General features: G+C 41.3%; 14 protein-coding genes and 1 tRNA gene. 6 read left to right on the forward strand and 9 right to left on the reverse strand.

The window, feature by feature from the left end; genetic code table 11:
• Positions 1-34: 34 nt before the first annotated feature.
• Complete coding sequence (locus tag DWZ33_RS15090) at positions 35-1,942, forward strand: BglG family transcription antiterminator (RefSeq protein WP_118455666.1); 1,908 nt, start codon at positions 35-37, stop codon at positions 1,940-1,942.
• A gap of 118 nt (positions 1,943-2,060) precedes the next feature.
• On the opposite strand, the gene DWZ33_RS15095 is transcribed toward DWZ33_RS15090, so the two are convergent.
• Positions 2,061-2,915 (reverse strand): ChbG/HpnK family deacetylase, encoded by an 855-nt coding sequence (locus tag DWZ33_RS15095; RefSeq protein ID WP_118455668.1) that lies wholly within the window; start codon positions 2,913-2,915, stop codon positions 2,061-2,063.
• 154 nt (positions 2,916-3,069) lie between these two features.
• Positions 3,070-3,936: a LysR family transcriptional regulator gene (locus DWZ33_RS15100; protein WP_118455670.1), complete on the reverse strand. Its 867-nt coding sequence runs from the start codon at positions 3,934-3,936 to the stop codon at positions 3,070-3,072.
• A 90-nt stretch (positions 3,937-4,026) separates the two neighbouring features.
• Here DWZ33_RS15100 and lpdD point away from each other — a divergent pair, with 90 nt between their 5' ends.
• The 3 genes from lpdD to DWZ33_RS15115 are packed head-to-tail and all read left to right on the forward strand — an operon-like array spanning position 4,027 to position 6,446.
• Positions 4,027-4,392, forward strand: a complete 366-nt coding sequence (gene lpdD, locus DWZ33_RS15105) for a prenylated flavin chaperone LpdD (RefSeq protein ID WP_118455672.1) — start codon at positions 4,027-4,029, stop codon at positions 4,390-4,392.
• A 12-nt stretch (positions 4,393-4,404) separates the two neighbouring features.
• On the forward strand, positions 4,405-5,880 hold the full coding sequence (locus DWZ33_RS15110) for a UbiD family decarboxylase (protein ID WP_118455674.1): 1,476 nt from the start codon (positions 4,405-4,407) through the stop codon (positions 5,878-5,880).
• Complete coding sequence (locus DWZ33_RS15115) at positions 5,877-6,446, forward strand: UbiX family flavin prenyltransferase (protein ID WP_118455676.1); 570 nt, start codon at positions 5,877-5,879, stop codon at positions 6,444-6,446. Before DWZ33_RS15110 ends, DWZ33_RS15115 begins: the two co-directional genes overlap by 4 nt.
• Before the next feature lie 57 nt (positions 6,447-6,503).
• Here DWZ33_RS15115 and DWZ33_RS15120 read toward each other — a convergent pair.
• Positions 6,504-6,580: transfer RNA gene (locus DWZ33_RS15120), tRNA-Ile, on the reverse strand.
• 163 nt (positions 6,581-6,743) lie between these two features.
• Here DWZ33_RS15120 and bcp point away from each other — a divergent pair.
• Together bcp and DWZ33_RS15130 are read left to right on the forward strand one after the other, a co-directional pair.
• A complete protein-coding gene (gene bcp / locus DWZ33_RS15125; RefSeq protein WP_022938954.1) occupies positions 6,744-7,202 on the forward strand; it encodes a thioredoxin-dependent thiol peroxidase in 459 nt (152 codons plus the stop codon).
• Positions 7,199-7,762, forward strand: a complete 564-nt coding sequence (locus DWZ33_RS15130; protein WP_118455677.1) for a hypothetical protein — start codon at positions 7,199-7,201, stop codon at positions 7,760-7,762. The genes bcp and DWZ33_RS15130 overlap by 4 nt, the downstream gene beginning before the upstream one ends.
• Before the next feature lie 49 nt (positions 7,763-7,811).
• Here DWZ33_RS15130 and DWZ33_RS15135 read toward each other — a convergent pair whose 3' ends face one another.
• The 6 genes from DWZ33_RS15135 to DWZ33_RS15160 form a co-directional block, all read right to left on the reverse strand.
• Entirely contained in the window at positions 7,812-8,360 is a 549-nt protein-coding gene (locus DWZ33_RS15135; RefSeq protein WP_022938952.1) for an HD domain-containing protein, read from the reverse strand.
• A 100-nt stretch (positions 8,361-8,460) separates the two neighbouring features.
• Entirely contained in the window at positions 8,461-8,880 is a 420-nt protein-coding gene (locus tag DWZ33_RS15140) for a hypothetical protein (RefSeq protein ID WP_118455679.1), read from the reverse strand.
• 41 nt (positions 8,881-8,921) lie between these two features.
• Entirely contained in the window at positions 8,922-9,227 is a 306-nt protein-coding gene (locus DWZ33_RS15145) for a PTS sugar transporter subunit IIB (RefSeq protein WP_022938950.1), read from the reverse strand.
• 14 nt (positions 9,228-9,241) lie between these two features.
• Entirely contained in the window at positions 9,242-10,546 is a 1,305-nt protein-coding gene (locus DWZ33_RS15150; RefSeq protein WP_118455681.1) for a PTS sugar transporter subunit IIC, read from the reverse strand.
• A gap of 10 nt (positions 10,547-10,556) precedes the next feature.
• Entirely contained in the window at positions 10,557-11,948 is a 1,392-nt protein-coding gene (locus DWZ33_RS15155) for a glycoside hydrolase family 1 protein (RefSeq protein WP_118455683.1), read from the reverse strand.
• Entirely contained in the window at positions 11,945-12,271 is a 327-nt protein-coding gene (locus DWZ33_RS15160) for a PTS lactose/cellobiose transporter subunit IIA (protein ID WP_029473649.1), read from the reverse strand. Before DWZ33_RS15160 ends, DWZ33_RS15155 begins: the two co-directional genes overlap by 4 nt.
• Positions 12,272-12,383: the final 112 nt, after the last annotated feature.

Raw genomic sequence — 12,383 nt, forward strand, 5'->3', positions numbered from 1 at the left:
GCTTTGCTACAATTTGATTAGGAGGATCGATAGGATGCTAAATAAAACACAGGTTGATTTAATTGAATTACTTAACGATCAAAAAGTTTCATCATCTAATTATCTGGCCGACTGTCTTCAAGTATCCAAACGTTCGATCATCAGCTATGTAAAAAAAATTAACGAAACTTATCCAACCTTGATTCTGTCAAGCAATAAGGGATATTACATTAATAACGAGCTGCTGTCTCAAATCATCGATGACTTTCCAACCATCGTATCTGCGGAACCGTCAGAGCGAATCAGCTATATTATTCTGCAGCTGCTGACAGGCACCCGTGACAGCATCAATATTACCAACATCGGTTATGAGCTGTATTACAGCGAAACAACGATTCGTTCTGATTTATATAAGATAAAAGAAATGGTTGAAGCCTATGAGCTGACAATCAGCTTTAACTACAATACGGCAACGATCAGCGGCCCTGAACAAAAAAAGCGTGAATTCTTATTCTCAACTTTATTCAATGATGCTGATCAAAATGTCTATAATCTGGAAACCATTCAAGCCGCATTTCCTGGTTATGATTTTAATAAAATTCAGACTATTCTCTCAGAAATCATCGCTAAATATCATTATACGATGTCTGATTATGCTTTTCTTAATACGCTCTATCATATAGGCATAGCAATGAATCGTATTTCACATAATCATATTTTAGATAGAGAATTATACTTAAAATTTGTCAGAAATCATAATTTTACGATTGCCAGAGAAATCTGCGCCAAATTATCCAAAGCCTTTCAGATCAGCTTCCCTGAAATTGAAATCATGCAGATTGCACTGCTTATGGCGGCGATTGTCGTCAATAATGACCGTTCAGAAATCACCATCGATAATCTAAAAGAAAATTTATGGGCCGGCTGTTACAATCTCGTGATTCAGGTAGCCGATAATATGAAGCATTTCTATAACATTGATCTTTATGATGATGCTGACAATTTTGTGAATTTCGCGCTTCATATCCGTTCACTGATACACCGGCTGACAGCCACAATCAGTATTAAGAACCCTTATCTGAAAGATATAAAATATCGGCATCCGGCAATTTATGACTGTGCCGTTTATATCGCAAACACAATTCAATATAATTATCCGATCATTGTAAGTGAAGACGAAATCGCTTATTTAGCATTATATATCGGCAGTATTTTTGAAAATAAAAAGAGTCACAACAGTAAATTAAAAGTGCTGTTTGTCTTACCAAATTATTACAATATTAATCAAGATCTCTATCAATTTTACAGTGATCAGTTTGATAAATACATTACGTCGAACTGTATCTCACATCTGAATTCTGAATTGGATCTTGAACCCTATGATTTAATTATTTCTACTTCTAAATTAAATCATTATGATTTAAAGATTCCTTTTCTATTAATCAGTCCAATCAAGAGTGATCAGGATCGAAAAATTATTTACCGCACAATTGATGACATACGCAAGGAGAAGCATAAATCTAAACTGAAGAATAACTGCATTCATTTAATGAAAGATGAATATTTTTATTTAGACCCAGCGGGAATACCTGATCGTGATGCAGCACTTGATTTAATGATTCAGCCGCTGATTAAAGACGGCAGTGTAAGCGATGATTTTAAACAGCAAGTTTTAAAGCGTGAGCAGCTTTCAGATACCGTCATCGGAATTGCCGCGGTGCCGCATTCAATGAATTCAAACGCAGCCGCATCCTCGCTGAGTATCCTGATATCACAGGCACCTATTGCATGGGGGAACAACAGCGTGAAAGTAATATTGCTTTTTGCATCAGCCGCTGACGAATACCTCAGCACTTATGGCGACATTATCAGTTTTCTCTCTGAGAAGCTGCAGGAAAAAGCCTTTATCCGAAAATTAACACATTGCCGCTGCTGTCAGGATTTCGTTGATCTGCTAATATAAAAAGAGTGATCTTTAAATCACTCACACAAATCATTCTAAATCAGGAGCAGGATAACTGCTCCTTTATATAATAAACAAATCCTATGGGGGAGAAACAACTCAATAGTTATACTGATTTTTATGCCTTCATATTACCAATCCACAATGGTGAATTAATTGCTTTTAAATGTTCCTGATACTGATTAGTACCATAAAGAGCATCATGAGTATTAATCAGTTCAATTTTATTTTCGATGATCCACTGCTTAACTTTTGGATCACAATAGGCCTCAACATCTTTAACCCGCGGAATCGTACAGCTTGATTCAGCTAATACATAGTCATCGAGATAACCCGGGTGCTGTGACCGCATCCATATTACATCTTCATCAATCGGCATTTCCATGATTGCGCCGGCTGGATCATAATATGGAAAATCTGTAACTTTTAATGATTTATGATGCTTGCCGCTTAAATCAATCCATTCTTTAATATTTAATGAGCGATATTTTTCAGCCGGTTGTTTTTCTTTGCCATCGTAGCCGATGCCGCCCACGAAATCATAAGCAATACCATTTTCATCACAAACTTTTTTTATTGCATCACCAAGCGGACCGCGGGCGCCGCCGCATGTATCCGGCAGTCTTCCCAGCCAATCATAGCAACGCTGAAGCTGAGCCCGGCATTCTTTTAATGCTTCTTCATAATCGACTTCCATCAATGCTTTTTTATCCTTCCGCCATTTGAATTTACCCTCGTCATCAACCATTGACGGCACTTCACTTGGCTTAAGAACGGGTCTGCCCCAAAAATGCGTATGCCAGCCAATCGTAATCCAAGGACAATTACGCAAATATTTGCACGCTGATTCAAAGCCTGGTGTATCAAGCATTAAATCGCAGGCTGTAACAATACCTTTTTCAATTGCCTGCCAAGTTCCTAAATTATGAACATCCGTATAACCGACATCATCTGCTCTAAATATTACTTTCATTTTTTCCCTCTTTTCTTTTATCTTTCAGACTCACCTATTTTATCTGATACTTAAATTCTATAAGATTTTTTCCGTTTATCAGCTTTACTTTTTCACCGGACTTGGTGTAATCCAATATAAAAGAATCAAGAAAATTCTGGTTAAGCAGAATTTTTTATTTTTTGAATAATTCAATCAGACGCTTCGCAGGCAATGACAGCGGCTTCTCTTTTAGACAGGCAAAGGCAACACTTCCCCTAACCGCCTCCAGTAATGGCATGATGACCACATTGTTTAACGAAAAGGCTTCAATGTTTGATTCCATCAATAAGGAAATCCCCTCCCCCTCAGCAACAGAACTGATGATGCTTTCAGTTCGGCAATACCGTACCCGCTCCGGCACATAACCAGCCTTTTGACATACGCTCATAGCCCTTTTGGTAACTGCGGTATAAGCCGGCATCAAAATAAAGGCTTCCGGTTTGAGCTGGGTTAAAGAAATGGCGCTGAAAGCGGCAAGCGGATGCTGTTTAGGCAGCAGGCAAACCATATGATCCAATGCAAAGGAGAAGTAGCTAAGTTTAGGATGGGGAAAATCAGAGCGCAGAATCGCCAAATCCAAGGTTCCATCCAGCAGCTTATCAAGCAGGGCAGCATCCTCTAATTCATAAATTTGAAAATCAAGCTTTGGGTATGCGGATCGGAATTGCTTTAATCTGCTGGCTATACGAAAGCTTGCCTGAATGGGCAGCAATCCTAATTTTAAAGTATTATCATGGCTGTCTTTAATCTGATTCAAATTATTGATCAATTGAGTGTATGCGGATAGAACATTTTTGGCATCGTTATAAAATTGATGACCTGCCTCAGTTAATCTCGCACTGCGGCCGCTGCGGTCAAATAAAACAACATTTAATTCTCTTTCCATGCGCTGAATACTTTTTGATAGAGAGGACTGAGAAAGATGCAGCTCTTCAGCCGCGCCTAAAAAAGTTCCCGTTTCTACAATTACAATAAAATACTGCAGCTGTTCCAATGTCATACACTCACCTATTCCTTTATGGAATATATTATACCAAAAATCAAATTGATTCGTGCATGTTTTTTGATACGATTGAATCAGGAGGAATATATGAAATGGTTCAATGAAAAAAATGGTATAAAACTGGAATGTATTGCCGTTAAAATGGGAAAAGATCTTTCACTTATTTTAACCGGCGGTGAAGCTCATTTAGGCAGCACTGCATTAGCCATTCCCCGCTTGAGCCTAAAGGGCGGCAAGCTAAGCGCTACTGCCAGTATACTCAATGTTACAGGTCATAAGGATGGTGTGCTTGCTGAGCATTATGCCAGTACGGCAGCCGCACAATTGGGATGCCGCTGTGTCTGCAGCTGCGGCATTCATATCGAACAGGCGACCAGTCAGCAGCTGGCAGAAATCCAAAAGCTTGCTGATGAATTATTAAACCAAGTTTTGACAGACCTAAGTGTCAGCTAAAAAGGAGGAATTATGAATCAAATTAACGATCTGCGATCAGCTTTGGACTTATTAAAAACCATGGATAATCAATTCATTGAGACTGATATAGAAATCGATCCAATGAATGAATTGGCTGGCTTATATCGGAAAATAGGTGCCGGCGGTACAGTCATGCGGCCAACTAAGGAAGGTCCGGCAGCTGTTTTTAATAGAATAAAAGGATACCCTGAGGCACGTATTGCGATAGGCCTTTTAGCAAGCCGGAAAAGAGTAGGCTATTTATTAAACTGTCAGCCCGAAAAGCTTGGCTTTTTATTAAAGAATGCCGTTGAAAGGCCGGTTAGACCGATTACTATTCCACAGGCGGAAGCCTTATGTCAAACACTTGTGTACCGAGCGGATGAACATGACTTTGATTTACGGAAACTGATTCCGGCATCCACCAACAGCATCGAAGATGCCGGGCCTTATATTACCCTCGGAATGGCTTATGCCTCTAATCCAATCACTGGTGAATCAGATGTTTCGATTCATCGTCTCTGTATTCAGTCAAAAGATGAAATGACCATTTTTCTGCAGCCGGGAGCACGGCATATCGGTGCTTTTCATGAGCTTGCTGAGGCAAAGGGGCAGCCGCTGCCGATATCAATCAGTATCGGTGTTGATCCAGCCATTGAAGTGACGGCATGCTTTGAACCGCCTACCACCCCAATTGGTTATGATGAGCTGCAGATTGCAGGCGCGATCCGCAATAAGCCTGTTGAATTAGTCCAATGTCTGACAATTAATGAAAAAGCAATTGCCAATGCTGAATATGTCATTGAAGGTGAGATTCTGCCCGAAGTTAGAATGCGTGAGGATATAAATAGCAACTCTGGTAAGGCAATGCCGGAATTCCCCGGTTATTGCGGTCCTGCCAATCCTTCATTGCCTGTTATTAAAGTAAAAGCGGTTACCACCCGTAAAAATCCCATTATGCAGACATGTATAGGGCCAAGCGAAGAACACGTTTCAATGGCGGGTATTCCAACCGAAGCCAGTATTCTGCAGATGGTTGATAAAGCCATGCCCGGCAAACTGAAAAATGTTTACTGCGCGTCAAGCGGCGGCGGAAAATATATTGCTGTTTTACAGTTCCAAAAGTCAGTCGCTTCCGATGAGGGCCGTCACAGACAAGCAGCCTTACTGGCATTCAGTGCATTCGCGGAATTAAAACATGTCTTCCTTGTTGATGAAGATGTTGACTGTTTTGATATGAATGATGTCCTATGGGCCATGACCACCCGCTTTCAGGCTGACCGTGATTTGATTCTTTTACCTGGCATTCAATGCCATCCGCTTGATCCTTCCAATGATCCTGTCTATAATCCATTGCTTAAAGAACACGGCAATGCATGCAAGGCCATTTTTGACTGCACCGTTCCATTTAATCAGAAGCAGCGCTTTGAAAGAGCAAAATTTCAAGATGTAGATCCGCGGCACTGGTTTAAGGAGGACGATCAATGAAACGCATCATAGTTGGCATCAGCGGTGCTAGCGGACTGCCGCTGGCGATTCATTTACTGGAAGCATTAAAAACGAATCCTGAGGTTGAAACAATTCTGACCGTCAGTGAAAGTGCCAAGCAAACATTGATGCTTGAAACATCAATCAGCTTTGAAAGCTTACTATCTAAGGCCGATCATTACGAAGATGTGAAAAACATAGGGGCAGCGATTGCCAGCGGTACCTATCCAAGTGCCGGCATGATCATTATCCCCTGTTCGATGAAAACCGCTGCCGGAATTGCCAATGGTTATTCAGATAATTTATTATTGCGCTGTGCCGATGTAATGATTAAAGAGCATCGGCAGCTTGTCTTAGCTGTACGTGAAAATCCTCTCAGTGCGATTCATTTAGAAAATCTGCTTAAACTATCCAGATTCTCAAACATAACCATTATGCCGATGATGCTGACGTATTATCAAAAACCCACAACAATCAAAGAAATGGAGGATCATCTGATCGGTAAGCTGCTGGCGCAATTTGAACTGTCCTATCAGCCTTTTAAGCCATGGCAGCCAAACTGCTGATAACTTTCATATATATATTAAAAAACCGGAAACATTTGTCTCCGGTAATCATTAATCTGGTGGGCCTGAATGGACTCGAACCAACGACCTCACCCTTATCAGGGGTGCGCTCTAACCACCTGAGCTACAGGCCCACTTGTTAGTGCCCATATATAATACCATAAAGCATTTTAGCTTGCAAGATAAACATTACAAAAAATTGTTCTTAGCCGGCATTTTCTTTGCGGATGGTTTTTAAGCGTTGTCTTGGTTTAAACCTTTAAGTCATGGTATAATAGCTACCATAGGAGGTACATTATGTTACAAATCAATACAAAAGCACCTGATTTTGCACTCGCTGATCAGCATGGCAATATTGTTCATCTCAGTGATTTTCTAGGCAAAAAGGTCGTTCTCTATTTCTACCCTAAAGATAATACACCTGGCTGCACCAAGCAGGCCTGCGCGTTTAAAAGTATGTATGAGGCTTTCCGCAGCAAGGATATTGAAGTGATTGGAATCAGCAAAGATTCCGCTGCCTCACATAAGAAATTCATAGAGAAGTATGAGCTGCCCTTTACCCTTCTAAGTGATCCGCAGACAAATATACTTCAGGAATATGAGGTATGGAAAAAGAAGAAGCTGGCGGGTCATGAATATATGGGCATTGTCCGTTCTACTTACATCATCGATGAAGAAGGCAAGATTCTGCATGCGATGGAAAAGGTTAATCCAGAAAAAAATCCGCTTGAAGTTGCAGCGGTACTGAATGTATGAAAATAGAATTAACCGTATCCAGCTTTGCCCACTGTTATGAAGGTGCAGAATTAAAAGATACGCAAACTTGGCAGGCCGCCCTGATTGACGTCTTAAAAGAAAATGAAATCATGATTGACGGCTGGCAGGAAGATAGTTCAGCATTTGCTGTCAAAGAAATCGATGAGGAATGTCTGGCTGCCCTCGCCCTTTGCGCCGCTTATACGGAAGCGAAGAAGCCGCTGCCCGCTAAATTAAAGAGCGTATGGGATGAGGATAAGATTTATAGTAAAGCGGCCAACAGCAATGATTCAAAATATAAGCAGCTGCTGCGCAGTGTTGATATCTTCCTGCCCGGTAATTTCCCTTATAATTTTGAATTTGCTGATATGAATGAAGAAGTGATGCTTTTTGGCAGTCTTGATGAATTGATTGATCAATGCCTGCGTCTGAAACGCAGTGCATTTAAGGATGAAACATCCATGAATCAAGTAAGTAAAATGGCCCTTGAGGCATTAAATCTTTACTTGGAAATGGCGCAGCTGGCAAAAACCAGTCAACTGCCCCTATTTATTAATTAAAGCTGGCCGCCGCCAGCTTTTTCATATAAAAAACCGATCTGAGATCGGTTTATCCTAAATGTATAAAAGATATAAAAGAAGCGAGATACATTACAGCTGCTGACTTTCTTACAATCGATGAAGATTGATGAATGCATTCTAATGTCGCGCAATACTTATCCATGCCGGTAATTACCCAGCCCTCTTTATAGCGAGGCGCCTTCAAAGTCATCGGCCACATATGCTTGACGATGCAGTCAGCCATCAAAGGTGTAACATCAGCGATTTTACGCGCGTTTTCAAGCGCTACCCGCGGATGCAGAGCCGGATGCCAGCCTTCATGTGTCTTTTCACGCCAATCATAGTGAAACAGATCATGCAGCAAAGCCGCCCTTGTAGCCTCTTTCGTATGCCAGTTAAACTTACGGCAAATCAGAAACGTATAATAAGCAACATTCAAAGAATGCTGGAGTCTTGTTGTATTTAAATGCTGGGAAAACTCATCAAGCTGCTGTACTTCATTCATTGTAAGCAGGTCACTTAATATTTCATTAAACTCCCTGATTTTTGGATTTGTAATGTCATTCAAGTCTAATCTAGAATAAATCGCTTTTTCCAATCTCTTCACCTCTATTTACTAGAATAACATACTGAAAATAAAAGTCAATTGACTTTATCTGAAATCTTTGTGAAGTTTTTGCTTATCTCTTAATTAATGATTACACAATGGTCAGTATGACACCTACAACCGCCAAGCCCAAACCGGCAAGATGCAGAGGCGGCATTGATTCACCATAAAATAGTAACCCGATACCGCAGACGGCTACAATGACTAGAATATTGGCCAGAGGCGGTAAAGTTGTCAAGCTGAAACCATGACGGTAAGCAAGCAGAAAGCCTAATTCATAAAAGCAGATCACCGCTCCAAGTAAAAAGCTAAAGCGATTTACTTTCTTTAACTCAGTACCGATCTGAGCCAAGCCACCGCTAGCCGCAGCAAGCAGTAAAGCACAGAGCAAAGCGACAGCATAAGTACACAGTAAAGGAATAAACGGATTCACATCAGAAGGAATGGATTTTGAGCAGATCTGATACAGCACCCCGGAAACGAGAATAATCAGCAGGGCTATTAATTTCATTTTCAGCCAGCCTAAGAAATAGGAATCAGCATTGCTGATCCCTATGTTCTATCCAATCCTTTGACAATTTCCTGCCATACGTTATCCGCCCGCATTAAACCAAAGTCAGACGCTGAAATCGTCAGCACAAGACGATCTGCCAGCTTCGCCTTAATGTCATCATAGGCATAACGCACCTGCGGCCCTAGCAAATAAACATCATAATCACCGAAATCATTCTCAGCCTCCGCAAGCGCCGTAGCGACAACTTCAATATCCTCAACACCATACTTCTTTGCTTCTTCTTCCAGTCTGACTTTCATTAAGCCGGTACTCAAACCGCCGTAACACATTAATAATATTTTCATCGCTCGTTCTCCTTCTATTTGACGCTGGCCATTTCTTCTTCATACTTTTGTTTATCATACACTTTGATAAACGGAAAGTAAATAAGCGCATCTAATACAATCAATCCCACAATCAGCAGCATTGCCTTGATGTCCAGCGTTGAAAGCAGTCCCCCGATTGGACAGAATATATTCCATCCCGGCTGAGCAATCGTTCTGCCCACCAGACCAAAATACATCGCGCCATATGATATGACACAATTTACCAATACCGCGCCGACAAAAGGGATATACATCATTGGATTCAGCATTAACGGCACACCGAAAATAACCGGTTCATTAATATTGAAGAAAGCAGGCACAATACCGAGCTTGCCGACTGTTTTCAGCTGTTTTGATTTACAGGTCAGCAAGACGATACACAAACCGAAGGTCGCCCCGGAACCGCCGATCATCAGGAACATAAACCAATATGGATCAGTCACAATATATGGAACTGCCGTAGTTGCCGCACCACTGTTGAAAGCAGCGATATTCGCCGTCAGCGCGATGGTCCAAAAAGCTGTCATCGGACCGGTAATACAAGAATCATGAATACCAAACCACCAGAATGTCATAACTAAAAAGGCTAATAGGAAGACACCAGGCAGTGAATCTGTCGCGCTCAATACCGGTGAAAGCAGCACCGTCATCAAAGCCGGTAAAGTGTCACCGGTAAGACTGACAATACCCCAATGCAGCAAGCCAATACCAATTAATGTAATGGCCGTAGGTATCAGTAAGGCAAAGGCCTGCGTTAATGCTTCCGGTACCCCCTGACCTTCTAATGAAATATAACCGACTTTACGTTTAAATAAGAAATGCAGGATTTCAATGGCTATAATGCTGCCGATAATTGCTGTAAACAAGCCGGTACCGCCAAAATAATCAAAGGTCTTGCTGCCATCAGCGCCCAAACCTGCCAAGATCAAAAAGGCAACTGTTGATAGAACAGGCGGCAGAAAGCCCTTCATTTTATATTCCTGTGCTAAGAAATAACCGATAGCCGCAGCCACAAAGATTGACATAAATTCCATACATATCGTATAGATAGACCCAATCGGCGTAGCTATCTGTTCAGCAAATACAGCCCATGCCTGAAAAAAGCTATACATAAAACCAGGCTCTAATGTTGTATAATCAACCGGCGGTGAAATTAACACCAGTGCTAAAGACCCGATGGTTAAAAAAGGAACAATGCTTAAAAATGAATTTGAGATTGCTCTTAAATGCCGCTGCTTAGAAAATTTATTTGCCATCAGCAATAATTTCTTTTCCAGCATTTCTGATAATTTCTTCATATTATCCTCCCTATAGATTCTCTTTTATCTTTTTTTGATACCAGCTGTAGCTCTTTTTCGGAATGCGCTGACAGTCATGCTCATAATCAACATAAACTAAGCCATACCGTTTTTCATAACCGTTGATCCAGCTGTATAAATCCATTGTCGACCAGATAAAATACCCTAAAACATTACAGCCCTCAGCTTTTGCCCGCAGCAAGCCATCTATCCAGCCTTCTAAAATTTCAATGCGGTAATCATCGTCAACTTTACCCTCTGCATTTAATTCATCATAAGTGCCGATACCGCTTTCCGTTATATACACAGGGATATCACCATACATCTGCTTGATATCTTTAAGCATATCGTAAATGGTATCCGGATAGATTTCTGACCCCCATGGATTATACTTAGCCTTTGGATCAAAATCTGTCTCAAACCAACCCTTGATAATACTCGAAGCATGATTGGTCTTATTCTGTTTTCCCTTATTATTCATAAACATCGTCGATTCACCGGCAGTATAAGGCTTAACTAATACCCGATTATAGCTGTTGACACCTAAGAAATCGACGATACCAGCCTGAAATACGGCTTTATCCTCAGCTTTTACATAGTCTAAATTTAAGCCGCTTGCCTGCATCTTGGCAATGAGTTTTTCTGGAAACCAACCCTTAACGATGACATCGCTGACCGCGGTGTTATAATAGAGTTCAGCATTCTCTGCCGCCTGACGATAAGCTTCATTATCAACGCGGATCTGAACGGAGCTTGGCGTATAAACTAAACCAATTTGACCGTTATACTGTTTATCTCTGAATATTTTGACGGCCATCGCGGAACCCAGCAGCATGTGATACAGCGCCTTGCTGCGGCGGCTTACATCATGAACATGCGGTGGATAATTGCCAACGATATATCCGCACATTGACTCATAATCCGGTTCATTGATTGTCGTCCAAAAATTAATTTTATCATGGAAGGCTTCAAAACATACCGCGGCATATTCAGCAAATGCCAAAGCGGTTTCGCGATTCTCCCAGCCGCCCTTTTGATATAATGATTCAGGTAAATCGTAATGATAAATTGTTACAAACGGTTCCACATGATAGCGGCGGCATGTTTCAATGACCTTCAGATAGAAATCAATTCCCTTTTGATTCACGGCCCCTACACCGTCAGGAATAATTCTGGTCCATGACAATGAAAAACGAAACGCATTCTGACCGCTTTTTGCAAGCATACGGATATCCTCTTCATAACGATGATAGAAATCACTGGCAACATCACCGCTGATGCCGCCTTCATTACGCTCACTGTGACAATAAGTATCCCACATAGATAAGCCCTTGCCATCCTCATTCCAAGCTCCTTCACACTGATATGCAGCGGTTGCGCTGCCCCATAAAAATTCACTCATTCTTTCACTCCTTCCATTTTCTTGTAAAGCCGGATCAGATCAGCTGCACTCTGTTTATACGTCATCGCATGCATAAAATGATCCTGTGCATGTACCATCAATATTCCGATGGGTATTTCTTCCCCCCGCATTTCCGCATTCAGCAGATCCGTCTGCGCGCGGTGGGCATTCAGCAGATACTCATCACCGTTTTTCATCAGATTCTCAGCCTCCTCAAAAGCGCCCTTATCCGCTTCCTTGACCGCTGATATAAAACAATCATAAGCACTCCCTGCATTAGCGATAACACTGCAGGCTATCAGCTGACATTCTTCCTTATTCATGATTTGCTGCCACTTCCTTCCACGCCTTCATTCTACGATGCATTGCTTTGCGATACAAATTAACAATTGCGTACCCCCTTGCAAATGTTTGTTTGTTTAATTATGCTCTTAT

The sequence above is a fragment of the Dielma fastidiosa genome, from assembly GCF_003475485.1.
GTDB lineage: Bacteria > Bacillota_I > Bacilli_A > Erysipelotrichales > Erysipelotrichaceae > Dielma > Dielma fastidiosa.

Bases quoted from the DNA above. Each gene is read 5' to 3' on its own strand.
- DWZ33_RS15150 (WP_118455681.1), bottom strand. From the start codon at position 10,546: ATGAAGAAATTATCAGAAATGCTGGAAAAGAAATTATTGCTGATGGCA.
- DWZ33_RS15145 (WP_022938950.1), bottom strand. From the start codon at position 9,227: ATGAAAATATTATTAATGTGTTACGGCGGTTTGAGTACCGGCTTAATG.
- DWZ33_RS15160 (WP_029473649.1), bottom strand. From the start codon at position 12,271: ATGAATAAGGAAGAATGTCAGCTGATAGCCTGCAGTGTTATCGCTAAT.
- DWZ33_RS15130 (WP_118455677.1), top strand. From the start codon at position 7,199: ATGAAAATAGAATTAACCGTATCCAGCTTTGCCCACTGTTATGAAGGT.
- DWZ33_RS15140 (WP_118455679.1), bottom strand. From the start codon at position 8,880: ATGAAATTAATAGCCCTGCTGATTATTCTCGTTTCCGGGGTGCTGTAT.
- DWZ33_RS15100 (WP_118455670.1), bottom strand. From the start codon at position 3,936: ATGACATTGGAACAGCTGCAGTATTTTATTGTAATTGTAGAAACGGGA.
- lpdD (WP_118455672.1), top strand. From the start codon at position 4,027: ATGAAATGGTTCAATGAAAAAAATGGTATAAAACTGGAATGTATTGCC.
- DWZ33_RS15115 (WP_118455676.1), top strand. From the start codon at position 5,877: ATGAAACGCATCATAGTTGGCATCAGCGGTGCTAGCGGACTGCCGCTG.
- DWZ33_RS15090 (WP_118455666.1), top strand. From the start codon at position 35: ATGCTAAATAAAACACAGGTTGATTTAATTGAATTACTTAACGATCAA.
- DWZ33_RS15155 (WP_118455683.1), bottom strand. From the start codon at position 11,948: ATGAGTGAATTTTTATGGGGCAGCGCAACCGCTGCATATCAGTGTGAA.
- DWZ33_RS15110 (WP_118455674.1), top strand. From the start codon at position 4,405: ATGAATCAAATTAACGATCTGCGATCAGCTTTGGACTTATTAAAAACC.
- bcp (WP_022938954.1), top strand. From the start codon at position 6,744: ATGTTACAAATCAATACAAAAGCACCTGATTTTGCACTCGCTGATCAG.
- DWZ33_RS15095 (WP_118455668.1), bottom strand. From the start codon at position 2,915: ATGAAAGTAATATTTAGAGCAGATGATGTCGGTTATACGGATGTTCAT.